At 45.2% G+C, this 23,621-nt stretch carries 25 protein-coding genes, 1 pseudogene and 1 riboswitch; of the genes and pseudogenes, 20 read left to right on the plus strand and 6 right to left on the minus strand.

What is annotated here, in order from left to right; translation table 11 throughout:
- Window positions 1-615 precede the first annotated feature (615 nt).
- On the minus strand, window positions 616-1,413 hold the full coding sequence (locus AB4Z30_RS13460) for an NUDIX hydrolase (RefSeq protein ID WP_441927077.1): 798 nt from the start codon (window positions 1,411-1,413) through the stop codon (window positions 616-618).
- 79 nt (window positions 1,414-1,492) lie between these two features.
- On the opposite strand from AB4Z30_RS13460, the gene AB4Z30_RS13465 reads away from it, so the two are divergent.
- The gene (locus AB4Z30_RS13465) at window positions 1,493-1,795 is read left to right on the plus strand and encodes a hypothetical protein (RefSeq protein ID WP_441927079.1); all 303 of its coding nucleotides are present in this window, start codon (window positions 1,493-1,495) and stop codon (window positions 1,793-1,795) included.
- 288 nt (window positions 1,796-2,083) lie between these two features.
- Here the strand turns inward: AB4Z30_RS13465 and mscL are convergent, their stop codons facing one another.
- Complete coding sequence (gene mscL / locus AB4Z30_RS13470) at window positions 2,084-2,578, minus strand: large conductance mechanosensitive channel protein MscL (protein WP_441927081.1); 495 nt, start codon at window positions 2,576-2,578, stop codon at window positions 2,084-2,086.
- A gap of 263 nt (window positions 2,579-2,841) precedes the next feature.
- A riboswitch (purine riboswitch) is annotated at window positions 2,842-2,941 on the plus strand.
- Window positions 2,942-3,175: 234 nt separating this feature from the next.
- Here mscL and AB4Z30_RS13475 point away from each other — a divergent pair.
- Entirely contained in the window at window positions 3,176-3,763 is a 588-nt protein-coding gene (locus AB4Z30_RS13475; protein WP_441927083.1) for a xanthine phosphoribosyltransferase, read from the plus strand.
- A 1-nt stretch (window position 3,764) separates the two neighbouring features.
- Window positions 3,765-5,126, plus strand: a complete 1,362-nt coding sequence (locus AB4Z30_RS13480) for a nucleobase:cation symporter-2 family protein (protein ID WP_441927085.1) — start codon at window positions 3,765-3,767, stop codon at window positions 5,124-5,126.
- A 256-nt stretch (window positions 5,127-5,382) separates the two neighbouring features.
- On the opposite strand, the gene AB4Z30_RS13485 is transcribed toward AB4Z30_RS13480, so the two are convergent.
- Window positions 5,383-5,721, minus strand: a complete 339-nt coding sequence (locus tag AB4Z30_RS13485) for a DUF4870 domain-containing protein (RefSeq protein ID WP_090918563.1) — start codon at window positions 5,719-5,721, stop codon at window positions 5,383-5,385.
- Window positions 5,722-5,794: 73 nt separating this feature from the next.
- Window positions 5,795-6,067: a transposase gene (locus AB4Z30_RS13490; RefSeq protein WP_441927087.1), complete on the minus strand. Its 273-nt coding sequence runs from the start codon at window positions 6,065-6,067 to the stop codon at window positions 5,795-5,797.
- A gap of 395 nt (window positions 6,068-6,462) precedes the next feature.
- Here AB4Z30_RS13490 and AB4Z30_RS13495 point away from each other — a divergent pair, with 395 nt between their 5' ends.
- From AB4Z30_RS13495 to AB4Z30_RS13535, 9 genes are all read left to right on the plus strand, one after another.
- A complete protein-coding gene (locus tag AB4Z30_RS13495; protein ID WP_017690840.1) occupies window positions 6,463-6,651 on the plus strand; it encodes a hypothetical protein in 189 nt (62 codons plus the stop codon).
- Window positions 6,652-6,857: 206 nt separating this feature from the next.
- On the plus strand, window positions 6,858-7,613 hold the full coding sequence (gene map / locus AB4Z30_RS13500; protein ID WP_441927090.1) for a type I methionyl aminopeptidase: 756 nt from the start codon (window positions 6,858-6,860) through the stop codon (window positions 7,611-7,613).
- Window positions 7,614-8,218: 605 nt separating this feature from the next.
- Window positions 8,219-9,271 (plus strand): cytochrome c oxidase subunit II, encoded by a 1,053-nt coding sequence (gene coxB / locus AB4Z30_RS13505; RefSeq protein ID WP_441927092.1) that lies wholly within the window; start codon window positions 8,219-8,221, stop codon window positions 9,269-9,271.
- Window positions 9,272-9,342: 71 nt separating this feature from the next.
- Complete coding sequence (gene ctaD / locus AB4Z30_RS13510) at window positions 9,343-11,193, plus strand: cytochrome c oxidase subunit I (protein WP_441927159.1); 1,851 nt, start codon at window positions 9,343-9,345, stop codon at window positions 11,191-11,193.
- On the plus strand, window positions 11,190-11,816 hold the full coding sequence (locus AB4Z30_RS13515; protein ID WP_441927094.1) for a cytochrome (ubi)quinol oxidase subunit III: 627 nt from the start codon (window positions 11,190-11,192) through the stop codon (window positions 11,814-11,816). The genes ctaD and AB4Z30_RS13515 overlap by 4 nt, the downstream gene beginning before the upstream one ends.
- Window positions 11,817-11,819: 3 nt before the next feature.
- A complete protein-coding gene (locus AB4Z30_RS13520; protein WP_441927096.1) occupies window positions 11,820-12,140 on the plus strand; it encodes a cytochrome C oxidase subunit IV family protein in 321 nt (106 codons plus the stop codon).
- Between the two features lie 164 nt (window positions 12,141-12,304).
- A complete protein-coding gene (gene ctaG / locus AB4Z30_RS13525) occupies window positions 12,305-13,234 on the plus strand; it encodes a cytochrome c oxidase assembly factor CtaG (protein WP_441927098.1) in 930 nt (309 codons plus the stop codon).
- A gap of 33 nt (window positions 13,235-13,267) precedes the next feature.
- Window positions 13,268-13,732, plus strand: coding sequence for a DUF420 domain-containing protein (locus AB4Z30_RS13530; protein ID WP_441927100.1), 465 nt, complete (start codon window positions 13,268-13,270; stop codon window positions 13,730-13,732).
- A 79-nt stretch (window positions 13,733-13,811) separates the two neighbouring features.
- The gene (locus AB4Z30_RS13535; RefSeq protein WP_441927102.1) at window positions 13,812-14,183 is read left to right on the plus strand and encodes a hypothetical protein; all 372 of its coding nucleotides are present in this window, start codon (window positions 13,812-13,814) and stop codon (window positions 14,181-14,183) included.
- Window positions 14,184-14,302: 119 nt separating this feature from the next.
- On the opposite strand, the gene AB4Z30_RS13540 is transcribed toward AB4Z30_RS13535, so the two are convergent.
- Window positions 14,303-14,650, minus strand: coding sequence for a hypothetical protein (locus tag AB4Z30_RS13540; protein ID WP_441927104.1), 348 nt, complete (start codon window positions 14,648-14,650; stop codon window positions 14,303-14,305).
- A 216-nt stretch (window positions 14,651-14,866) separates the two neighbouring features.
- Between AB4Z30_RS13540 and AB4Z30_RS13545 the strand changes: the two genes are divergently transcribed.
- From AB4Z30_RS13545 to AB4Z30_RS13570, 6 genes are all read left to right on the plus strand, one after another.
- Window positions 14,867-15,580 (plus strand): hypothetical protein, encoded by a 714-nt coding sequence (locus tag AB4Z30_RS13545; protein ID WP_441927106.1) that lies wholly within the window; start codon window positions 14,867-14,869, stop codon window positions 15,578-15,580.
- A 94-nt stretch (window positions 15,581-15,674) separates the two neighbouring features.
- Window positions 15,675-16,064, plus strand: a complete 390-nt coding sequence (locus AB4Z30_RS13550; protein ID WP_441927108.1) for a GntR family transcriptional regulator — start codon at window positions 15,675-15,677, stop codon at window positions 16,062-16,064.
- Window positions 16,065-16,076: 12 nt separating this feature from the next.
- A complete protein-coding gene (locus tag AB4Z30_RS13555; protein ID WP_441927110.1) occupies window positions 16,077-16,979 on the plus strand; it encodes an ATP-binding cassette domain-containing protein in 903 nt (300 codons plus the stop codon).
- Window positions 16,980-17,000: 21 nt separating this feature from the next.
- On the plus strand, window positions 17,001-17,903 hold the full coding sequence (locus AB4Z30_RS13560; RefSeq protein ID WP_441927112.1) for an ABC transporter ATP-binding protein: 903 nt from the start codon (window positions 17,001-17,003) through the stop codon (window positions 17,901-17,903).
- Window positions 17,896-19,191, plus strand: coding sequence for an ABC transporter permease (locus tag AB4Z30_RS13565; RefSeq protein ID WP_441927114.1), 1,296 nt, complete (start codon window positions 17,896-17,898; stop codon window positions 19,189-19,191). The genes AB4Z30_RS13560 and AB4Z30_RS13565 overlap by 8 nt, the downstream gene beginning before the upstream one ends.
- Window positions 19,192-19,590, plus strand: coding sequence for a hypothetical protein (locus AB4Z30_RS13570; protein WP_441927116.1), 399 nt, complete (start codon window positions 19,192-19,194; stop codon window positions 19,588-19,590).
- A gap of 492 nt (window positions 19,591-20,082) precedes the next feature.
- Here the strand turns inward: AB4Z30_RS13570 and AB4Z30_RS13575 are convergent.
- A pseudogene (locus AB4Z30_RS13575) lies at window positions 20,083-20,609 on the minus strand (MFS transporter); the annotation flags it as partial.
- Between the two features lie 135 nt (window positions 20,610-20,744).
- Between AB4Z30_RS13575 and AB4Z30_RS13580 the strand changes: the two are divergent.
- Together AB4Z30_RS13580 and AB4Z30_RS13585 are read left to right on the plus strand one after the other, a co-directional pair.
- A complete protein-coding gene (locus AB4Z30_RS13580) occupies window positions 20,745-21,608 on the plus strand; it encodes a DUF421 domain-containing protein (protein ID WP_441927118.1) in 864 nt (287 codons plus the stop codon).
- A 203-nt stretch (window positions 21,609-21,811) separates the two neighbouring features.
- Entirely contained in the window at window positions 21,812-23,035 is a 1,224-nt protein-coding gene (locus AB4Z30_RS13585; protein WP_441927120.1) for a TraB/GumN family protein, read from the plus strand.
- Window positions 23,036-23,621: the final 586 nt, after the last annotated feature.

Below are 23,621 nucleotides of genomic sequence, written 5' to 3' on the forward strand. Positions count from 1 at the left end.
TCGTCTAAATAACGTCTCTGGTGATCGTTAGATTTCACGAGACCCCGAAAAGGGGCAAATAACGTTCCCTGTGATCGTTAGAATTTTTTTGAGCTTAATCTCGCACACATTCACTTTAGGTTACTCCGTTCCATCATGAGACTTACGTAGAGTAGGCTAACTTTGTTGTTTCATACTTTGTTTTTACCTGTTAGAGCGTGCGTATTGGGATATTTCCCTGATATGCCGTAGCAACATCTTCAACGTATCGCGTAACGTTTAGGTAGTCCAAGGGTACAACGATACAATTCAGAACCCAAATGCAGTGATGCTTGTTACAGCATTGGTTTGCTATCCGGTTAATAGTAAAGGAATAGTCTTGGAATACCTAAAGTGTAATGTTACTGGAATAATGAAGGTAATAGTCCAGGGATTAGTTAAACGTATGAAGTGATGCTATTTTTGAGAAAATGAAGTTAGGGCGTGTCTGAAAACGCTGAAAAAAGCAGATTTTGCCGAATTTTTGTTCCAAGCAAGGAAGTTTCCTTGGCGTGCCGGGGCACGCCAAGGGAAAGTGACGTAGCAGGGGGCACAAAAGGGGTAAAAGATGCACTTCAAGAGGTTTAAAGACACGCCCTAGACCCCGTGCACCCGTTTCAGCGCTTCGAGGGCGTCGATATAATAAGTGGTGCCGTGCGGCACAAAATCTGCCAGATGTATTTCCCTCACAAGGCGTGCAGCGCTGGCGGAATACTTATAATCGCCATGATTGGACAAAAGATCAGCTGCTGTCGTTGTGACTTCTTGGGTACACTCAGAGAGGGGCTCACTAGTGCGTGGGAATGTCGATAAAGGTGTGTTATCCTCTGATGGTGTAGATAATGCCTTACCGTTTTGCGTGAATGTCTGTTGTTGCGCACGCACACCAGATACCTGAACAACATCCTTCTCTTGGCGGAACAGGGCGAGCAGGTCATCCAGTGGTGCCTCATAGAGACTGTCCACCTCGCTAGCCTGGAGAACATAGGACTCCAGTGGCTGGTTCAGGCACAGACCATAGACAGCACTGAATTCCCGATCCAGAAACGGAATGCCACGCACCTCACCTTGTAGCTGCTGCTTAGCCGTAAACAAATAAGTCAGCGCATCAAATGACGTATGCACACCGAGCTCTTCTTCCAGCTCACGATGTGCGTCTTGCAGTTGTTCACCGGCTGTGAGGTGACCAGCAGCTGTGATGTCGTAATAACCGGGAAAAGTATCTTTGATATCCCGGCGCCGCTGAAATAGAACCATGCGCTTGCTGCCTTCGTCACGCACGATCCAGCAGTGGAATGAACGATGCCAATATCCCTTAGCATGAACCTCATTACGGGGGGCTGTACCAAGCCATTGTTGCTGATCGTCATAAATATCGAAACGTTCTGGGGTCATGAAACGTATCTCCTTATATAGCAGAATTTAAAGTTCAAAATTTCACAAAGTATCTTTTTAACGAAAGGGGAACGATTGTATGGAATGTATTGTACACTTTCAGGTGATTTATCCGCAACCTCAGGAGCGTAAAGCCCTTAGGGGACTTATCTTTGTAGGGCAAGGTCAGGAACCGGCCACGAGCCAGCTTACGACGATGTTTAAAGACATGGGCTTTCATGTTCGTCTGGAGGACGAGGCACAGTTGCTGTTTAAACCGACGGATGCCAGCGCCAATTATGAATTTATTCGGGTCACTGAACTGGATACCGGAGAAGAGGTTTACAAAGAAGACAAAGATCTCAAATCGATCCTGGAACACTTACTGCCCAAACGTTTCTAAGTACAGAGCACATGACTGACAATCAAGGCTGAGAAGCAAGATTTGTAATCAATAAAAAAAGGTCCCACCTCTAAGGTGGAACCTGAACATATGCAGGTTTGATGTACTTGATATGTGTATGCAATGCACAAATTTATAATAAGTTTCAACCCAGTAACGTTGAACGTATCTTATATGCATACCACAATGACTACATAACCATTGATCCGCTTCTAACATACATAGCGGTATGAGGAATCAAACCTGCATCATTGGTTTATTTTTTGTACATATCAATAGATTCAACCATTATGCCGGAGCGTTGCTGCCTTCAGCCTCGAGCTGGGAAGTGCATTGGGAACAACGAGTAGCTGCAGCAGGAATTTCAGACAGACAGTACTTGCAGGCTTTCGTTGTTTTTTTCGGTTCAGGTTTGGCATGCTCTTTACGCTTCAGGTAGTTAATGCCTTTAACCAGCATGAAGATACAGAACGCCACGATAATGAAATCAATCATCACATTGATAAATTGACCGTAAGCAATGACGGTAGCGCCTGCTTCGTTGGCTTGGGCAAGTGTGGTGATATGTTGACCGTTAGCCGTTTTCACATCCGGATCAAGGTTAATGATTTTTTGGCTGAAATCAATCCCGCCAAGCAGTTTCCCAACCGGAGGCATGATGATATCATTCACAAGGGATGTAACGATTTTTCCAAAAGCAGCTCCGATAATTACACCCACTGCGAGATCGATGACGTTGCCGCGAACAGCGAACTCCTTAAATTCTTTCAGTATGCCTTTCATGTAACAATCTCCTTTAACGACTAGATTCTGAGCACATCCTCCAAGTTCATTCCCGTCAGGACACGCTTTTGTTCTCATATTGTACATAAAAAATGAGAATCAATCATCCCCATTATGCAAAAGAAACATAGTTTCCGCAAATTCCATGAAAATACCTCTTTATTTCAAGCCGCCAATTCGGTATACTTCTAACATTGTCAGTGAGATTACACTTTTACATTCAGGTTCGCAATTATACATGGATACGAATCGTGAAGCCAAAATGAATTGAATATGCCGTTACTCGTATATGTGCAGGAATAGGCCTGCATGTCTCTACCCGATCACCGGAATGATTGGACTACGGGAAGGATGCTTCTGCGCCCTGTTGGGGGTTATGGTCAGGTCTGCCTAAATATATAGGTATGCTTCCTGAGCCTCGCCCCTTGGCGTATATGGTGTTCAAGCGGCTTGTCCATACAGGAACAAGTCCGTCTTTCCCGTCTCCGGTTTATGCCGCAGGTGTGAAAAGGCGGGCTTTTTGTTTTTTTACATGGGGGAGAGATATTGTGGAACCGACTGAGCATGGCGGTAAAGGGCATTTGGGAGGAAAAAACGATGCAATTGTTAAAAGACAAAGTAAGACAGGAAGGCATTGTCCTGTCCGAGCAGGTACTGAAAGTAGATTCATTCCTGAACCACCAGATGGACCCGGTGTTGATGAAGGAAGTCGGCAAAGAGTTCATCCGCCGTTTTGAAGGAGAGAGCATTACACGTGTGCTGACGATTGAATCATCCGGTATTGCTCCAGGCATTATGACAGCACTTGAACTGAACGTTCCGCTGATCTTCGCCCGCAAGCAGAAGTCACTTACCCTGACGGAAGATATTTTGGTGGAGAAAGTGTATTCCTTTACCAAGCAGGAGACGAATGAAATTACAGTAGCCAAAAAGTTTATGAATCCCGGTGACCATGTGTTAATCATTGATGATTTTCTGGCAAACGGCGAAGCTGCATTTGGTCTGGCTCGTATTGTAGAACAGGTTGGTGCGGAAGTCGTAGGGATCGGGATCGTAATTGAAAAAGCTTTCCAGCCGGGAGGCCGTCTCTTGAAAGAAGCGGGTTACCGCGTCGAATCCCTGGTTCGCATCGGAGCGTTGTCCAATGGAGAAGTGACCTTTGCAGATGAGGAGGGCACGAACTAATATGGCACGCGAACGTATTTTCCAGCATCATCGGCATCCGGCCAAAACCTTCTCACTCGGCTTGCAGCACGTACTTGCGATGTACGCAGGAGCTGTCATTGTACCGCTTATTGTGAGTAGCGCGCTCGGATTTACACAAGAGCAACTTACTTATCTGATTGCGATTGACCTGCTTGCGTGCGGTGTAGCTACATTGCTTCAGGTCTGGGGCAATAAATATTTCGGCGTTGGACTGCCGGTTATGCTGGGCTGTGCATTTCAAGCTGTATCCCCTATGATCATGATTGGACAGAGCAGCGGAGTATCTACCATTTACGGTGCCATTATTGCCTCCGGTCTGTTCGTTCTGATTTTCTCGGGCTTGTTTGGCAAGCTGATTAGGCTCTTTCCGCCAGTCGTTACAGGTTCAGTCGTTACTATTATTGGATTGACGCTAATACCGGTGGCATTTACCGATTTGGGCGGGGGTCAGAATGCGGAAGACTTTGGCAGTGGTGTACATCTGTTGCTAGGTTTCGGTGTGTTCATTTTCATCATATTAATGACTCGTTTCACTACAGGTTTTGTACGCTCCATCTCTGTTCTAATAGGTCTTTTTGTTGGCACAGTGGCTGCTGGCTTTATGGGTGAGGTGAAGTTTGCTCCTGTTCTTGATGCAAGCTGGTTCCATATGGTTCAGCCATTTTATTTCGGAAGACCGACCTTTGAGATTGTTCCTATTCTGACGATGATTCTCGTTGCGATTGTCAGTGTGGCTGAATCTACAGGCGTATTTATGGCTCTGGGCAAAATGTTGGACAAGGATCTGACCTCCAAGGATTTGGCGCGTGGATATCGTGCAGAGGGACTGGCTATTGTGCTTGGGGGGATTTTCAACTCCTTCCCTTATACAACGTATTCGCAAAATGTAGGGCTTGTACAGATGACACGGGTGAAGACACGTGATGTTATCGTTGTTGCAGGCGGTTTGCTGATCGTTATTGGCTTTGTACCGAAAATTGCTGCACTGGCTCAGCTTGTGCCTGGATCCGTGCTTGGCGGTGCCATGGTGGCCCTGTTCGGTATGGTGATTTCGTCCGGTATTCGCATCATTGGTACTCAGGTGGACCTGAACCGTCATGAGAACCTGTTCATCATTGCTTGTTCTGTTGGCATGGGGCTGGGAGTAACGGTGGTGCCTCAGTTGTTTGCAAGTGCGCCAGCCTGGGCTCAGATTATGCTGGGTAATGGTATCATTGCAGGCAGCTTTACGGCAATCTTTATGAATTTGTTGTTTAATGGTCTTGGAAGCAAGGACACAGCAGCTCAGTTGGCTGCACAGCATACAGATGAGATGGCTCAGGAAAACAACAAGTCTGCATAAAAGTACTTTTACTCTGATACTTGGTCAGAAGGGTTGTTATGTAAAGCGTACTTGATGAATCATTCATGGCATAACGCATTTTGAGTCAGGATATGAATGATTCATTACTTATACTATTTACCTTATAAAATATCAATGAGATGAAGTACAAGTTAAGGTTTATGTTAAACAGTTAACATAATATGCACACAGGAAACACCGAAACAATGGGGTCATCAGAGCCCGTTGTTTCGGTGTTTTTTTGTGCTTCGTGACATTAAAGGTGTCTCATTTGTTTCTCGGCGAAATCACCGACCCAAGGCAGTTTGAGCCATTTCCCCTGCAGACTGGTAACTACCGTCAGTAGCCATACGATTACACCCAGCAGGGATAACAGTGAAGCTACAAGGGGGCCGAACAGCGGGAGAAAGGCCGACAACACATGCCCGACCATGATGAGACCAAAAACTGTCACGGATTGAAGGGCATGGAATAACACAAATCGACTGCGCTTCTCTACAGCAAGAAAAATGATTCCGCCTACAAACGTGAATAAATAACACAACATGCCGGCTATATTTTCATCCAGACCGCTGGACGACTTCATGGGAGACACATTCGGCCCAGCCTCCTTTGTCCTTTTTATATAGGCTATGTAGGAGCTGGACAGAACTGAACCGATGAGTGAACTAAGTTTGAATTTGTCTGCGAGGACTGGTGATTTTGCCCTTTTTATCCTCATCATCTTTCTTAGGCACCAGACGTTCATCGGTTTTCCCATCGTGATGATTATCAAAGGCATACTCTGTCAGCTTCCATTCGGTCTTGCCGAGTACGGGATCGGCGGGGAAATCTTGACCTCGGTGCAGGTGCTCTTCCTGTCCAGCTTCATTGACATAAACGCCGTCAACCTCTACTTTTTCATGCGAAAGGGGCAGCATATCCTGTTCTTTGCGCTCCATAACAGGTCCTCCTTTTAGTTCCATATAGTTAACTGATTTAGTGATCCAAGATAATATCCCCCGAATAGTTGGGGGTTATGCTGGTTAGATTAATCCGTATAGAAAAAACATTTTATAAAATATGATTCGGAATTAAACTTTTTGGGCAGTAAAACCGTTATATATATTAGGAAAAATCGTCAAGTCGTAACGAGGTTCCGAATATGATACAATAAGATTATGATTCAACCTGAATCATATCGGGTATTTATAGTGTCAGGTACTTGCTATTCGGCGAGGTTCCCGACCTAAAGCTTGCTTTAAGCCGCGCACACAACTTCATGAATGGCATTTAAGACTTATTCGGCGTTCTCTAAACGGAGCATTCACTTTCAACGTTTTGGGAGGGAATTACAATGGCAACGAAAGGTCACAATGAGGTCAAAGAAAGTTTGAGAGAAATGACTCGGATTTTCCGTCCTAAAGATCCAAAAAAATTCGTGAAGGAGTATGTGAGAAAATACCGGATTACGGGTGGATACGAGGAAGAATTGACTTCTGTCGTTGAGCATGAGCTTGTCAAGATGGATTCTTCCGTATCCTGAAACAACACCAACTCTGATTATACTGTTCCGATATGAATAGAACCGTCTCTCGGGCTTCAGCTCCGGCAGACGGTTTTTTTTGCGTTTGCCGACTGAATTTAGCAAGTATCTATATGATCTTGGGCTCCGTATCACTTTAGGGGGCTTTGTTCCGTGTCTCATGCATATATATGGAAGTACACCTACAGCAGGAAGGATGAAGGCATGTGGACCCTATATTGAAAACCAAAGAAGAGATTGGCTACATGCGGGAAGCAGGACGGATATTACGAAGTTGCCATCAGCATATCGAGCAGTATATGGTTCCAGGCACAACAACAGCGGAGATTAATGAACGTGTGGAGACATTTCTCGCAGATCACGGGGCTACACCCGAGCAAAAGGGATATAAAGAATATCCCTACGCGACATGTGCCTCCGTTAACGAAGTAGTCTGTCACGGGTTTCCCGGAAGCCAGGCGCTTGCAAGTGGAGATGTTGTGACCATTGATATGGTGGTGAACAAAGGCGGCTGGCTTGCTGACTCGGCCTGGACATATGCCATAGATGTACCAAGCAGATCTATCCGCAGGCTCATGAAGCGTACGGAAAAAGCACTTTACAAAGCCATTGCACAGGCTGTTCCTGGTAATACACTCGGAGACATCGGAAGCGCGATTGAACGAACGGCAAGGTTGTATCGATACGGGCTTGTGAAACCGCTCATTGGTCATGGCATCGGGCAATACATTCACGAGCCCCCGAATGTGCTGCCTTATGGGAAACGGAAAACAGGAATGATGCTCACCGAAGGTATGGTCATTACCATCGAGCCGATCTTCACGAAGGGGAGTTCCGGTGCCGTGGTGTGGGATGATGATGGCTGGACAGTCCGAACACTGGATGGAACCTGGGGCGTGCAGTATGAACATACCGTAGCGATCACCAAGGATGGACCATTGATTCTGACGGATGGATCTTGAGAATTTCAGGTACTCAATCAGATGCAGAAAAAGAGAAACGAAAATTTTCACTCTATAATGAAATGATTGAGAGGCAGCAGAACTGTCGCGAATGCTCCATGCCATTTTCGACTCGAAGGTGCATGGGGCAGAATTGCCCATTTCCAATTGATGTGGTAATGGTTTCCTGTAAAGAGGGAAGAATCTTTTGCATAATATCACATGTTTTTATTGTGATAAAAGTCGCTAAGAAATCTGATTTTATCACCGAAATATGGCAAAATTTTTCAGGTCGGAATTGTAATAATCTAAACTGAAATCGTTTGCAAATCAAGTTGTAGAGCGGTTTTTTACATAAAGTGAACAATTTGTGAACATGTGTCCAAAGATTGACAAAATCATACCCTCAACTTATATTTAATAAGTGATTGAAGCATATAGAATGAATTGGAAGAATGCGCAGACATGCCCTGGGCAGGAAATGACGGGAGTACTGGAAGCGTTATTTTTGTAAGCATTCTATATGATGAAGAGGATTATGTTTATCGTGCTGAAATGTACATGTGTTGGCTTTGTACCGAACGACAACCGTAATCTACGAAAACGTAAAAAAGTGGGGTAGATCAATGATGAAACAGTGGCAGGTTGCAAAGCGAATCCTTCCCTTGCTGGCAGTGTTCTCTTTGCTGCTATCCGCATGCGGGCGGGAAGACTTGTCGGCAATGAAACCTCAGGGTCCTGTGGCGCAAGACCAATTAGATCTGATGAAGCTGTCTATTGCGATTATGATCGTGGTGCTCATCATTGTATTTGCGATTGCTGCCTATGTCCTGATCAAGTTTCGCAGGCGAGCAGGGCAGACCGAAGTGCCCGAACAGGTTGAAGGAAACTTCAAACTGGAAGTAATATGGACAGCCATTCCACTTCTGCTGGTCATTATTTTGGCTGTACCAACAGTGCAGACGATTTTTGCCCATGGTGAAGATCTGACGAATGACAAAAACGCAGTTAAGGTCCAGGTAACCTCACATCAGTATTGGTGGGAATTCACTTATCCTCAGTATGACATAACCACCGCTCAAGACCTCATCATCCCGACCGGAAAGAAAATTGCATTCGAATTGAAAACCGCTGACGTGCTTCATTCCTTCTGGGTGCCGTCACTTGCGGGCAAAATGGACACAAACCCGGATGGAACATTGAACAAATTCAGCTTCTCAGCTCCGAATGAAGGCGTTTACCGCGGTAAATGTGCCGAGTTATGCGGCAGATCGCATGCATTCATGGAATTCAAAGTGAAGGCCGTGAGTCAGGAATCTTTCGACCGCTGGGTTAACACCATGAAGGCTCCTGCTGTCCTGCCTGAAGATGCGCAACTCGCTGAGAAATTCAAAACAAACTGTCTTTCTTGCCACGCTGTAGGTGACCAAGGCGGACCTGCTGCACCAAACCTTACAGGTATTGGTGGTAAGGAATCCGTTGCAGGCATTTTGCTGAATCAGCGTGAAGGTCAGGAAGAAGGCAAACCAGTGCTCGATAACATGAAAGAGTGGCTTCATGATCCACAAGCAGTGAAGCCGGGCAATACGATGCCAAGTCCGAAAAGTTTGGGACTGACGGATGAAGAGATCGACGGAATTGCCGAGTATTTGGCCAATTACAAATTGGACTACGAATAGAACAGCAAGGATGAAGAAGGGGGTACACAACCTTGGCTCATGCGCATAGCGTCAAGCGGTACAGGGGCTTGATGGACTGGATCACCACCGTCGATCACAAAAAAATCGCCGTTCTTTACTTGATTGCGGGCGGGTTTTTCTTCGGCATTGGCGGAATTGAAGCCATATTGATCCGGATTCAACTGATGAAGCCGATGAATACTTTTGTATCGGCGCAGGTGTTTAATGAATTGATTACGATGCATGGAACCACGATGATTTTCCTTGGAGTCATGCCGATTATTTTTGCCATTATGAATGCGGTAGTACCATTGCAGATCGGGGCACGTGACGTAGCTTTCCCTTTTGTTAACGCTTTAGGCTTCTGGACATTTTTGTTCGGTGGTTTGCTGCTCAATCTGAGCTGGATCATGGGAGGCGCGCCGGACGCAGGCTGGACAGCATATACACCTCTCTCCGGTTCGCAGTATAGCGAAACGCACGGAGTAGACTTCTATACGATCGGTCTCCAGATCGCCGGTCTGGGTACACTTATCGGGGGCATTAACTTTCTGGCTACGATTATCACCATGCGTGCGCCAGGCATGTCCTATATGCGGATGCCGATGTTTACCTGGACCACGTTTATTACATCAGCCATTATTCTGTTTGCTTTTCCTGCCATTACGGTAGGCCTTGTATTATTGACGTTTGACCGGATTCTCGGTGCGAATTTCTTCGATGTTGCAGGCGGCGGTAACCCCGTGCTCTGGCAGCATATCTTCTGGATTTTTGGACACCCGGAAGTATATATTCTCATCTTGCCGGCATTCGGAATTATCTCGGAGGTTATTCCAACCTTCTCGCGTAAGCGGTTGTTTGGATATAGCTCCATGGTATTTGCAACCATTTTGATTGCCTTCCTGGGCTTTATGGTATGGGCGCATCACATGTTTACGACAGGTCTTGGTAACGTGGCAAACGCGTTATTCTCGATCTCAACGATGCTCATTGCTGTACCTACAGGGATCAAAATTTTCAACTGGCTCTTCACGATGTGGGGCGGACAGATTCGCTTTACGGCGGCAAATCTCTTTGCTGTCGGATTTGTACCTACCTTCGTCATGGGGGGAGTTACCGGTGTCATGCTTGCTTCTGCCCCGGCAGATTTCCAATTCCATGACACATACTTTGTCGTAGCTCACTTCCATTATGTTATCGTGGGCGGACTGGTGCTCGGATTATTCTCCGGTCTCCATTACTGGTGGCCGAAGATGTTTGGTCGTATTTTAAGTGAGTCACTCGGGAAGTGGACGTTCTGGACATTCATGATCGGATTCCAGCTAACCTTCTTCGTACAGCATTTCCTCGGTCTGATGGGGATGCAGCGCCGGATTGTTACATACTTGCCGAATCAGGATTTTGACCTGCTTAACCTGGTCAGCTCCATCGGTGCGTTCCTGATGGGCGTCGGGGTTATTATCTTCCTGGTGAACATCGCCATCACCGCGAAGAAACCAATCGATGCACCAAACGATCCGTGGGAAGACGGTCGTACACTGGAGTGGACGATTCCATCCCCGCCGCCAGAGTACAACTTCAAACAAACGCCGCTGGTACGTGGTATCGATGCATATTGGAAAGAGAAGATGGCAGGCAACAAGGAGATGACTCCGGCAGAACCGGTAGGTTCCATTCATATGCCATCAGCTACACCTTTGCCGTTTGTCATGTCGGTAGGTATTTTTATCGCCGGACTTGGACTGATGTTCAGCAAAGACACATTCGAATTGGAATTTATGAATATCATCTTTAATAATTATATTGTGCTTATTATCGGTCTTCTCATTACATTTGGAGCGATGGCACTGCGCTCATTATATGATGATCACGGCTGGCACATTGAACCCGAGGATCAGGACGAGAAGGGGGCGAGAACATGACAACCTCACATGCCGAACCGGTAAACGGCAAGCTGCCGCATGAACCGGAGAAGGCAACGCTGGAAGGACGCAACAAGCTGATTGGCTTCTGGCTGTTCCTTGGCGGCGAGACGGTACTGTTTGGTACACTTTTCGCTACCTTCCTCGCACTCCGCGGGCAGACCAATGATGGACCTACAGCGAATGAACTTTTCCATCTGCCGCTTGTGGCAGCAGCAACGTTCATCCTTTTGGTCAGCAGCTTGACGAGTGTATTCGCCATTCAGGCGATGCACAAAGGGAACCGAAACTCACTTGCCTTGTGGCTGGGAATCACGGTAGTTCTGGGGCTGGGATTCCTTGGTCTGGAGATTTACGAGTTCTATGAGTATGTGAAACACAAAGAGTTTGGTATGACTACGAGTGCCTTCAGTTCGGCATTCTACACGTTGGTCGGGTTCCACGGAGCCCACGTTGCATTCGGTATTGTGTGGATCGGAATCATTATCGGGCAGTTGTTCAGAAAAGGATTAACGGTCGTAACCGCACCGAAAGTCTATGTTTCCGCCATGTACTGGCACTTCATCGACGTCGTGTGGGTGTTCATCTTTACGGTCGTGTACCTGCTCGGAAAGGTGGGATAACACATGTCCGCTCAGGATCAAAGTGATCAACAGCCGGTGAAGCACCGTCATCGTGCGGAAGGTCCTTCGAAGCATGTTGTTGTGTTTGTGTTCTCGATCATTCTTACATTGATCGCATTTGCGGCAGCTTCAGCTGGAGGGGTCAACACCACCTTCACCATTATTATTATGGTTGTTATGGCCATTCTACAGGTATTTGTACAGCTCGGTTACTGGATGCACTTGAAGGACAAAGGTCACATGATGCCTATTCTGTTTATGGCCTTTGGATTCTTCGTAGCCTTTACATGTATTATTATGTCCCTATTCTGGGTCTGGTGGTAAGAGAGATGGCGGCGGCGAATGCCGCCGTCTTTTCCCCTTTTATACGAGTGAATGATGAAGGTTTACATCTCTGGATCGTTCCAAGATGCGGTCATGATGAGAGTATGACATCGTAGTAAGTGAAATCAATGTTCACCAAAACAGGTCACGGGGAGGTTTCCCGTATGCTCGGGTTGCAATATTTCAGTTTTGATGATTTGTGGAGTCCGCTTATTCTTGCTTTATTTTTGATTATCGCTGCAGCCTATCTCGTATTAGTAGGTCCGTTCAGCGAGAGAGTTCAGGGCGCAGAGCCAGCAACAGCCGGACAGAAAGTATTATTTCTGGCAGGTCTATTCGTTTTATATCTGGCACAAGCGGGTCCCTTCAATCTACTAGGTCATGTGATGTTCAGTTTCCATATGGTGAGCATGGCATTATCCTACCTTGTTGCTCCGCCATTAATGATGAAAGGTTTGCCGACTTGGGTATGGCGCGGTATTGTGCGCTGGCTGCCTACTCGCAAGCTTTCCTTCCTGGCACATCCCATTGTAGCGGCGGTGTTGTTCAACGGACTGTTTTCCTTGTATCATCTGCCCGTTGTGCATGATTACGTCATGTTGAATTTTACCGTTCATCGGTTGTATTATATCGTACTTTTTATCACATCCATGCTGATGTGGTGGACGTTACTTAACCCTCTGCCAGAGGGTAGACAAGCATCAGGCTTGTCTAAGGTTGGATTTATCTTTTTGAACATGGTGTTATTAACGCCTGCATGTGGATTGATTATTTTTGCCTCCGAACCGCTGTATCAGACGTATAGCAACCCGGCTATATGGGCTGAAGCGATGAGGTATTGCGTATCTGGCGACTCCTCGGCGATTCTTCGTTCATTCGGAGGGCCGGCGTTTTTTAATGTTCTTTCTTCCACGAAGGAGGATCAGCAGGTGGGTGGTATTCTCATGAAATTTATTCAGGAGGGCATCTTTGTCTCCATGCTGGCTTATGTGTTTTCTCAGTGGTATCGGAAAGAGAGACAGGAAGAGGATGATGATCTCTCGCCTGGTGGTGGTAAAGAGCAGGGACCGCTCAATCCGGCCGCCAAATCGTGAGTTTAAATGTGACGACAAAAGGGGGAACACACGATGGATATGTATTTTTGGCTACCTACAATCAGTACTTCTTTCATTGTGCTTAGTGCGATACTTGTGGCGATTGGCTGGGTTTTAATTATTCGTGGTAAACGAGAAGCACACCAGTCTGCTATGGTAGCGGGAGCGATCGCAGCTCTAATCTTTTTTGTAATCTACATGTCCCGCACTGTATTTGTAGGTAATACGGATTGGGGCGGAGACCCGGATATGAAGATCTTTTACCGCATCTTTCTGATCTTTCATATTATTCTGGCTACGGTTGCCGCTGTATTTGGTATCTCGACACTGGTACTTGGCTTCAAAAAGAATTTTGGAAAACATCGCCGCTGGGGGAGATTTACCTCCATCATCTGGTTTGGCTCCGCACTGACAGGTACGGTGGTATATGTGTTGTTATATCTGCTCTATCCGGGGGGACATACAAGTCCGGTATGGGAAGTTATCCTCGGCGCTTAAATGGATGAATCTCGCAGATGATTAGTCCATGCCATCTCTCTTATTCATTCATAGAATGAGTTTGAGAGGGGGGAACCAAATGAAAAAAACAGTCAGCATCAGTCAAACGTATCCTCGTCTTACCGTGTACTCCGAAGAGAACTACAGAGGAAGAAGCCGCATTTATCGTGGCAACACAGGACTTCGCAACCTGGACAATATTTTGGACGGGGTTGAGAGCTTGCGTTTCTTTTCAACGAGTTCGAATGCAACGCTTGTGGTGTTTACACGGCCAAACTTCCAGGGAGGCTTCCGTGTCTTTCGCGGGAACACCAATCTGAGAGATTTGGATGACTTGATCCGCGGCGAAGATGTAGAGTCGTTGATCTCCACCAATCAGCGTCTCACTTTGGCTGAGATTCGCGCCATCCGTAGAAACCGCAGCTTGCCAACAGGCTACAACCTCGTGTAAGACATGAGCCTCTTCTGCTATCAGGTGACCGGAAAAGAAAGAGAGTGAAAGAGCTGTACCCTTCTGTGATTTACTCACAGTGCAGGGTACAGCTCTTTTTTTGATCGCGATATGGGCGGCTAATCTCCGCCGCCTCCGCTATCTCCACCTCCACCACTATCCCCGCCACTGTCACTGCTTCCGTGATCACTGCTCGAATGATGGTGAGACCCCGAAGAAGAATCTGTATCGTGATGTCTGTGATCATGATGGAGTCGGTGATCATGAGTATGCTTGGTATACGAGTCCGCCGAAAAGTCAGAGGTCATCATAGAAGAAGACGTAGCCGAGTCAGACGAATGATGCTGTCTGGAATGCCTTTTAATATCACTTTTGCTCTTAACCCGACCTGGCTCGCTGCGAATGATGAGCCAGATCATCGCAAGAATAAAACCGAAAACAAGTATAGGCTCAATAAGCCATCCCATAGGGTGATCATTCCTCTCAACTAAAATTGCTGTGTTTATTTTATCGCAGAATGGATTCTTTTCCTATCCTGCTTTCCTGATTCAGGAAAAAAGAGGTTGACGGTTCAAGGGATAGGTCTGTATACTGTGTATATTGATATACACAGTAGGCACAGTGATCAAAACAAGAGCACAGTAGACCAGATGAAGGAAGACAGTTGAAAGGCAGGCATAGATATGGATGCATGGAAGCAAGCGTGGTGGCTAACCCGTAACGAGTATAGAAAGGATAAGTTGCAGTGGTTATGGTCTGCCATATTTATGATCTACACAGGCAGTATGAGCGGTGTGATGTTGATAGGACAGCAACAGAGTGATTTTTTTAACCCGGTAGTGGATGCGTTCTTTTTAATTATGCTGCCGTTTCAGGGATTTCTTTTTTCCAGACGTTCCTTTCGCTACATACAGGAAGATTCCTATACACAGATGCTCGCCTATTATCGAAGGCTTCCGATTTCGAATGAGTCGGTGATGTGGTCGAGATTGCAGCAATCTCTGATTGCATTCGCATATAATGGTTTTTTCTTCTACGGATCATTGTATGCAGTCAGATTACACACGACAGGTTTCACATGGGATCAGTATTTAGCCTTTGCGCTGAGTTGCACAGGATATGGACTCCTGATTACGGGATTATATATTTACGGAGAGTTTCTCTTCAGTGGTAAAAAATATTTGCTGCTCAGCTTTATGTTCTTACCGATAGCCGTTGTGATATCTGTTCTGATTCGCCTCTCGGGTAATTATGGATTCTGGTATGTAATACACTACAGTAAACTGTGGGGCTTGTTATCCCCGATCATGTGGATTTCGGTGATTGCAGGTTTGGCGGCATTATGGGTGTTCAGTCGATTGACGCTGAAGAAGCTTGCCTTGAGAGATTTGAGCTAAAAGGCAACTGAAATGAAATAATAAAAAGAATATAGGATGAGACCGGCACGTTCAGGTAAGTTAGTGAAGTGTACCGGAGGGCGAGGTGCAAGATGTGAAGATACCCATTCAAATAAATGAAAATAGCGCTGAACCTTTGTATCACCAGATTGAGAATCAATTAAGGTCGTTAATTATAACGGGTCAACTGGGGGAGGGGACACATTTGCCGTCCATTCGTGAGTTTGCCGGCGCACTGAATTGCAGTGTCATTACGGTTAGACGGGTCTATCAGGATCTGGAGAATGAAGGTCTGCTTCGCACGAAGCAGGGGACAGGAACATTTGTGGCCCAGGTTGAGGCAGGAGAGCGAGAGAACTACAGGCTGAAGGCTGCGGAGGAAGCGATGCAAGCTGCAGTGCAGTCAGGCAAAGCTGTGGGGTGTACAGAAGAGGAAATGGAAGTTCTGTTCCAGGAAGCTCTGAGAGCGAATTATTCAAAGTAAGGAGGGGGAGGTATGGTGGAACCCATAGCCGTTCAATTAAATGGTGTATCCAAGATGCGTAAACGCAGGGTTATTGGCCCGATTGATCTAACGATTCCGGAAGGATACGTTGTTGCCATTCTAGGGCATAACGGCTCTGGAAAAAGCACATTGCTTAACATGCTACAACAAATTGTACTACCGGATAGTGGTGAGATCATATGGTTTGGACAGGAAAAGCATTCGGGGACACTTCCGATTGAGCTGAGACAACAGATTGGCTTTGTGGCAGATAACAGCGGTATTGAAGAGAACCGCATGACGCCGCAGGAAGCAGCCGATTTCAGATCACATTGGTATCCAAGGTGGGATATGAAGCTGTTCAAACAGCTTATAACAGACATGGACGTGCCAAGTGATGTGAAGCTGACCAAGATGTCCAAGGGAGAACGAAGGAAGTTCGAGATTGCCGCAGCACTTGCTGCTCGTCCTAAACTCCTTCTTCTGGATGAGCCTTCGTCCGGTCTTGATCCTTTTGCTTGGAAGGTAATGGTGGAGCAGTTCCGCGATTATATGAAAGGTGGAGACACAACCATTCTTATTGCCACGCATATTGCGGATGAAGTGAAGCGGCTGGCAGATTACATTGTGTTGATGCACCGCGGGCAGGTTCTGGGCATGGCAGAGAAAGACCTTGTGCTTGAGCAGTGGAAGGAGCTCTGGTATGAAGGGGATTTGCGGCCCGAGAATATTCCTGGTGTAGTTGAATCTTTTCAGGAAGAGGATGGCTTGATTCGCGTCATTACAACCCGAGTGAGTGAAGCGCAGGAGAGGTTGGAACTGTCCAATCACAAGGTACTCAAAATTCGTAATTTGGAACTGGGAGAAGTGCTTGAATATTGGATTGCCGGGTATGCACCCGTACAGTGGAGATAAACCGAAGGGAGACGATTCTGAATGAACCGATTGGAATTAAAGCAAGTCGTCAAACAGTACGCAGACAAAACAGCTGTCAATGGAGTTACGCTGAATGTAAAAGAGGGCGAGATTTACGGATTGCTTGGAGCCAACGGCGCCGGTAAAACAACAACGATGCGCATGGTGCTTGGTCTGATCCACCCGGATGGCGGTAATATTCTGTACAACGGCAAGCCTTATAATACAGAGCTTCAACAGATTATGGGATATTTGCCCGAAGAACGCGGATTGTATCCGAAGGTAAAAGTGAGTGAACAGATTAATTACCTGGCACGCCTTCGCGGAATGAAAGCCAAGGATGCGGATGAGAGTCTGAAGTACTGGCTGAAGCGTTTCGAAGTGCCGGAGTATTATGATAAAAAAATTGAGGAATTATCCAAAGGAAACCAGCAGAAGATGGGTTTTATTGCCGCAGTGGTGCACAGACCTCAGATTCTGATCCTGGATGAAGCGTTTAGCGGACTGGATCCGGTCAACGTAGAGTTGCTCAAATCCACAGTTAAGGAATTGCGTGACGAAGGAACGGCCATTTTGTTCTCCACACACCGGATGGAACATGTTGAGGAATTGTGCCGTCAGATCACGATACTTCATCGTTCTAATACGGTAGTGCAAGGTGAGATTAAGGAGATTAAAAGCCGTTATCCGCGTGAACAAGTTTACCTCAGTACTCTTGGACAGGTAGAAGGGCTTGAGCAGCTGCCGGGTGTAAAACGAGTAGAGCAAAACGAACGTGGATATCAGATCCATGTCAGTGAGGCTGCTGCAGCTCAGGAGATTTTGAAGACGGCGATGGCACAGACCACCGTGGGGCATTTTGAGATCAAGGAACCAACGCTTAACCAAATCTTTATTCGTGAGGTAGGTGAGTCGAATGAATAAAATGGGCACAATTACAGGTTTCACGTTCAAAAACAAAGTGAAAACGAAGTCGTTTATGGTTACCACCATCGTACTTGCACTTTTAATTTCGATTGGACTCAATGTTCCATATTTCATTACTTTATTTAATGGTAGCCCAAGTGGTGGAACTTCTGGCGCTAACCCTGTAAACATTGGGCTTTTGACAACGGAACAGCAGGGCGTGGCACAGAAGCTGGAAGAATTCTCGGCTGCTCAAGGTAATCAAGCGTATCGCTTCATCATGAGTGGGGATAAGGATGAAGCTGCATTACAGGAAGATGCGAAGGCAGGCCTTATCGATGGTTATTTGAAACTTGAAACTGCCGCAGGACAGGAGTTTCCACAGCCTGTTTTATATTCTACAGATGACATTTCGCCTCAGGTCATAACGTCTATTGAATCTGCTTTGCAAAGTGTGAAGTTGGATGTGGTTGTGAAGGATGTGCTGACTGCAGAGCAGAAGGCTTTGATTACAACACCTGTGAAGCTTACAGAGCAAAGTCTGAGCACTGACGAGGGAGACGCTGGAGCTGGTGCGGAAAAATCAATGAGTCCGATCAACTATATCGTGGTGTATTTATTAATCATCTTGCTGTTCACATCTACGATGATGACGGGCAATATGATTGCTTCCGAGATTACCGCTGAGAAAAGCTCACGGATTATGGAGATTCTGATCACCAGTGTATCTCCGCTTAGTCAGATGTTCGGTAAAATTATCGGTATCTTTATGGTGGGTATGTTGCAGATCGGAATCTTCGGTGCAGTTATCGCGGGCAATATCCTGTTGCCGCATAATCGGGCAGTACTGAGTGATTTCAATCTGAGTGTTAACGACATTAATATCGCAGTGATTGTATATGGACTGATCTTCTACATTCTAGGTTACTTCCTGTATGCGGTGTTGTTCGCGGCCGTAGGTTCCATGGTCAGCCGCACGGAAGAGCTAGGACAGGCGGTTCTGCCAATCACGATGCTGTCCCTGGTGTCATTTTATATCGCAATCTTCAGCATCTCTGCACCTAATACTCTATTGCTCAAGATTGCTAGCTTCGTTCCGTTTACTTCACCAACAGCCATTCTGGTACGGATCGGAGCAGGCGTTGCGCCAACCTGGGAGATTCTAACGTCTCTTGCCATTCTGGCGGTATCCATTCTGGTCTTCGGCTGGCTTGCAGCTAAAATCTATCGCACGGGCGTACTGATGTACGGCAAACGTCCGACCTTTAAAGAGTTGTTTAAAGCGATGAAGGCGTACAAGATTTAAATGGGAAGTGCAACAACCTCCTGTTCCTTTAAAAAGATTCAGAGTAGAGACTATAATAATATTACGCCTTTTGCTGGAACATGGATTCCAGATATTAAGGTGAAAAATGATATTTCAGCAGCAGCCATTAATGTTGCAATTGATTTAGCTCTTGTCAGTACAGGCGTTGGCACTGTTGCCGCTTATGTAAAGAAAGTGGGATTGAAGGAAGCTAGGAAACTCTTCACAAGTACATTAACAACAAAATTAAAGGCATGGGGACTTGGAGCTCTTGCAGTCTCATTACCAGTTGCAGTGGACTTTGTGTTTAATCTGTTAAATCCCGGAGCTAAAATAGCGGAGTACCTAGATAGCGTAGATAGTTACCCTAACAATGGTTATCTTGATATCATTTTATAGAGGTGTTTATGATTGTGAAATTAATGGAATCATTGCTTTATGTAGTTTTTCTAGTCAGCTTTCTATTAATCTTATATGTGAATAGGGAGCAACTAAAGAAGCATTATGTTTATAAGTTGAAAACTACTGTGAAAGTAATTATATTCACCTCTGCTCTAATTATAAATTTTGTCATACTAACCGTTTTGTCCGTTACTGATGTACATTGGCTATTTTATAACTTTTATCATGCTTTCTCTTCTGCACAAATCGTATTTTTACTAATATCTACATTTTGGGGGAATAAAAAAAGAAAATAATAAGTGAACGAGATCAGTAACAATCTATGGCTCTAACGACTAGGAGTCGGCAAGGCAATTGCTCAAAATAAAAAAGTAAGTCGTTTAAGATACCTTAGCTCGGATGACGTGCTAAGGTATCTTTTTATGTTGCTCTTCGGCATTCGTCCGGCTCAGGCCATTGACCGTTACTTTACCTCCTTAGTTCTGTTCGCCGCATAACTGTTGCAACAGCCGTCGCAATAATGGCTGAGCCGAAGCTTGAACCAAGGTTTTCAATGATATTTATTCCAACACCCGCCTCCGGAAGCTGCTTGCTGTCAAGCCCCGTGTATGCTTCACTCATTAATGGAAGACTAATGCCCCCAGCGCTGGCGCCACGAATGAATAAAATAACCGAAATCCAAATCATGCTTGTATGATTCGTGATGAAGATAAATGGAATAGATCCGATAAGTGAAAGAACAAGACTGACGATAAGCAAATATTTTGCACCAATGCTGTCGATCATTTTTCCAATGAAAGGCTGAGTGATTAGCATACCAACGCCTTGAGGAATGAGTGCAACTGCTGTTTCAATTGCTGTGAAGTGTCTTTGGTAATTCCATAAATGAAAGTTGTACTCATAATGGATAAAACGATTATTCCAAATAGATCGAGCTTGCTCTCTTTGTTAAAGGGCTCAAAGTATGGAATCTTTCTCATCATTAAAGGGGTGGAGATTGAGAGGATTAGAAGCGAATGGTGTCTATCAGATTACCAAGAAACTGAACATTCCGATGCATACAATCTGGCGCGCATGTTAATTATAACCTTGAATAGTGAAGTTATGTCTCATCTGAGGAAAATGACTTCACCCGGAAAGGAGCATGCGACATGCCTGATTGGTTAGAAGTTATCATTAGAACATTTTCTGCGGTAACTATGCTGTTTCTCATCACCAAAATTTTAGGTAAGCGGCAGATCTCTGAACTTTCCTTGTTTGAATATATAACGGGTATCACTTTGGGGAACCTGGTAGGTTACATCTCTTTGGATACAGACACAAGCTGGTACTTGGGTTTTCTTGCTGTGTTGGTTTGGGTTTCTGTCTCCGCAGGAGCGGAGTATTTAACGATGAAAAGTAAAAAAATCAGGGATATTGTAGACGGAAAATCAACGATCCTTGTTGAAAATGGAGCTGTGATTCAGAAGAACCTGAAGAAGGAACGGCTGACGATTGATGAGTTTCTGGAACAGCTTCGTAAAAAAGATGTATTTCGTGTGGCTGATGTGGAATTTGCGGTAATGGAACAGAGCGGAGATATTAGTGTGTTATTAAAAAAGGAATATCAACCGCTCACCGCAGACATGCTGGGGTATCGTCTTTCATCGGAAAAGGAACCGCGCACGATCATTATGGATGGTCACATTTTGCCTGATACTTTAAAGGCTGCTGGGGTGAGTGAGGATTGGGTCAAAAAAGAACTGCGTAAACTAGACCTGGCATTAAACCAAGTTTCAATCGGTCAGGTGGATAGTAAAGGAGAACTGACCGTGCAGACCGGAACGGAGGCTTTGCCCAAACCGGCCAAATCAAATCCAAATGATCAGATTAAAGATTTAGTACAACGATTGCAGGATGATTTAATCATGCGAAAGCAACTTGCAGTGAATGACAAAGATCGTCTTAAATATCAGGAGGCGCTAGATCAATTTCAAACAGCAATGCATGCTTATCAAAAAGCGAATCCGTCATGAAAAAAAGGTACATAACAAAACCATTTCGAACCCTGGCTAAAGCCAGGGCTTTTTTTATAAATAATAGTATTCTATGAATAACTGGAAAAATTTCTGAAACGAGACTCGCATTAGAACGTAATATAGAAGGTGAAAGTTACCTCGTTGATCTTTGTCCACATCAAAAGTGTGGAAATTATAAGAAGAAGGGAAATACATATTATATGAAGCAATGGAAACACGTACTCTTATCTCTTACCGTCTCAGCAGGATTGCTCGCATCAGCAGTTCCGGCAATGGCTGCTCCGCAAGACACAGCTGTTAAAGTCGACAATAAAGCTGTTACATATACTGTAGGCGCACCAATTGTTGAAAAAGGAACGACTCTCGTTCCACTCCGTACAACGCTGGATGCACTTGATGCCAAACTGGCTGGTACAACCGATGACAGTATCACAGCAATCGTCAATGGCAAGACGATTACACTGAAAAGCAAGCTTGTTCGTGTCAATGGTGTCACCTACGCGCCGATTCGTATCGTTGGCGATGCCGCAGGATATGAGGTTCGTTGGGATAAGGCTACAAGAACCGTGTTGCTGGTATCCAAAGGCGACGGAACAGTTGAAACCGCTCAAAACGGTGGACGCGGATTCATGTGGGAAGTACAGAGCAATGGCAATACCGTATATCTGGTAGGCTCGATGCATGTAGCAGACAAAAGTTTTTACCCGTTGCGTCCTGAATTTGAAGAGGCGTTTGCTGAAGCTGACTATCTTGGTGTAGAAATAGATCTGAGTAAAGCGGCAGACGAAGAACAGCAGAAGCTGGTGTTAAGTCTGGGTTCATATCAGGATGGTACAACATTGAAGGATCATGTTTCCAGTGAGACGTACAGCAAGCTTGGTGATATTTTGAAGAAAAAGGGATTAGAGCCTAACGCGCTGGATGCATTTAAGCCTTGGGTGGTGGAAACTACACTGGGAAGTTTGAAGATGTCATCAGCCGGACTGGAAGCAGCGTCGGGTGTAGATTTGTATTTTATTCAAAAAGCGATTGAACGTAAAATACCGGTGATTGAACTTGAATCCTACGAGTCACAATTAGGTATGTTCGATAATTTCTCCAAAGAATTACAGGAAAAAACACTGCGTTCCACAATCGACAACTTCGATGTACTGGACAAGTCCGCGAATCAGATGGCTGAGATGTGGAAAACAGGTAATGACGAGCAACTGCTGGAGTTGACCAACACCTTCTCCGATGATGAAGAGTACAACAAAGCGATGTTGGTAGACCGAAATATTGGTATGGCCGACAAGATCGATGGTTACCTGAAAAACGGCAAAGGTGAAGAGTACTTTATCGTAGTTGGCGCAGCACACTATCTAGGGGATCACGGAATCGTGAAGTTGCTAGAGGATAAAGGGTATAAGGTAGAGCGTAAGTAAGCTGAGTATTAGGTATGGTATCTTATCTAATGATTTACTCTTTATGATAAACTGCAGCAGTTTCTAAAAATGGATTGGAAATAGAAGCTCTTTCAGATGTTTAGTCTGAGAGGGCTTCTTTCTATAATAAGCGTGTTTATTATCTAATGATAATAGAACAATTACAGTTGGTGTAGAGTGGGGACACAGATAGACTGTGATAATCTTTGGCTGAGTAATTAATTGGGTTAATATGGAATATTAAATTTAATAAATAATGCTTTACAAGTGGAGGCGAACCATGGTATATTCTTATTCTGGCCAAGAAAACACAGCTTACACGGTGCGGCAAGCGAATGATAAGCTTCGAAAGAAACTTAAAAAACAGCTTGCAAAGTTGGTTCGGACATGATATTATATAAGAGTTGCTGAAACGAACTAGTTTCGGTAACAGGAATAAGTTTGATCTTTGAAAACTGAACAACGAGTGAGTGAAACATTCTGCTTGCAGAATGAACGTGAAGGTTTTGGTACATGCCATCTGGCTGTATGAAAACTGGAACACAATTGAGATTTTTAATCTCGTCAGATTCAAAATGAGCTTATC

It is taken from the genome of Paenibacillus sp. 2TAF8, assembly GCF_052114825.1.
Taxonomy (GTDB): Bacteria; Bacillota; Bacilli; order Paenibacillales; family Paenibacillaceae; genus Paenibacillus.

Excerpts from the sequence above, each read along its gene's own strand:
- AB4Z30_RS13480 (WP_441927085.1), top strand. The coding sequence starts at position 3,765 with ATGGCACGCGAACGTATTTTCCAGCATCATCGGCATCCGGCCAAAACC.
- AB4Z30_RS13515 (WP_441927094.1), top strand. The coding sequence starts at position 11,190 with ATGACAACCTCACATGCCGAACCGGTAAACGGCAAGCTGCCGCATGAA.
- AB4Z30_RS13585 (WP_441927120.1), top strand. The coding sequence starts at position 21,812 with ATGAAGCAATGGAAACACGTACTCTTATCTCTTACCGTCTCAGCAGGA.
- ctaD (WP_441927159.1), top strand. The coding sequence starts at position 9,343 with ATGGACTGGATCACCACCGTCGATCACAAAAAAATCGCCGTTCTTTAC.
- AB4Z30_RS13565 (WP_441927114.1), top strand. The coding sequence starts at position 17,896 with ATGAATAAAATGGGCACAATTACAGGTTTCACGTTCAAAAACAAAGTG.
- mscL (WP_441927081.1), bottom strand. The coding sequence starts at position 2,578 with ATGAAAGGCATACTGAAAGAATTTAAGGAGTTCGCTGTTCGCGGCAAC.
- AB4Z30_RS13560 (WP_441927112.1), top strand. The coding sequence starts at position 17,001 with ATGAACCGATTGGAATTAAAGCAAGTCGTCAAACAGTACGCAGACAAA.
- AB4Z30_RS13530 (WP_441927100.1), top strand. The coding sequence starts at position 13,268 with ATGGATATGTATTTTTGGCTACCTACAATCAGTACTTCTTTCATTGTG.
- AB4Z30_RS13540 (WP_441927104.1), bottom strand. The coding sequence starts at position 14,650 with ATGGGATGGCTTATTGAGCCTATACTTGTTTTCGGTTTTATTCTTGCG.
- AB4Z30_RS13460 (WP_441927077.1), bottom strand. The coding sequence starts at position 1,413 with ATGACCCCAGAACGTTTCGATATTTATGACGATCAGCAACAATGGCTT.
- AB4Z30_RS13555 (WP_441927110.1), top strand. The coding sequence starts at position 16,077 with ATGGTGGAACCCATAGCCGTTCAATTAAATGGTGTATCCAAGATGCGT.
- AB4Z30_RS13490 (WP_441927087.1), bottom strand. The coding sequence starts at position 6,067 with ATGGAGCGCAAAGAACAGGATATGCTGCCCCTTTCGCATGAAAAAGTA.
- AB4Z30_RS13545 (WP_441927106.1), top strand. The coding sequence starts at position 14,867 with ATGGATGCATGGAAGCAAGCGTGGTGGCTAACCCGTAACGAGTATAGA.
- coxB (WP_441927092.1), top strand. The coding sequence starts at position 8,219 with ATGATGAAACAGTGGCAGGTTGCAAAGCGAATCCTTCCCTTGCTGGCA.
- AB4Z30_RS13535 (WP_441927102.1), top strand. The coding sequence starts at position 13,812 with ATGAAAAAAACAGTCAGCATCAGTCAAACGTATCCTCGTCTTACCGTG.
- AB4Z30_RS13580 (WP_441927118.1), top strand. The coding sequence starts at position 20,745 with ATGCCTGATTGGTTAGAAGTTATCATTAGAACATTTTCTGCGGTAACT.
- ctaG (WP_441927098.1), top strand. The coding sequence starts at position 12,305 with ATGCTCGGGTTGCAATATTTCAGTTTTGATGATTTGTGGAGTCCGCTT.
- AB4Z30_RS13475 (WP_441927083.1), top strand. The coding sequence starts at position 3,176 with ATGCAATTGTTAAAAGACAAAGTAAGACAGGAAGGCATTGTCCTGTCC.
- AB4Z30_RS13495 (WP_017690840.1), top strand. The coding sequence starts at position 6,463 with ATGGCAACGAAAGGTCACAATGAGGTCAAAGAAAGTTTGAGAGAAATG.
- AB4Z30_RS13465 (WP_441927079.1), top strand. The coding sequence starts at position 1,493 with ATGGAATGTATTGTACACTTTCAGGTGATTTATCCGCAACCTCAGGAG.
- AB4Z30_RS13520 (WP_441927096.1), top strand. The coding sequence starts at position 11,820 with ATGTCCGCTCAGGATCAAAGTGATCAACAGCCGGTGAAGCACCGTCAT.
- AB4Z30_RS13570 (WP_441927116.1), top strand. The coding sequence starts at position 19,192 with ATGGGAAGTGCAACAACCTCCTGTTCCTTTAAAAAGATTCAGAGTAGA.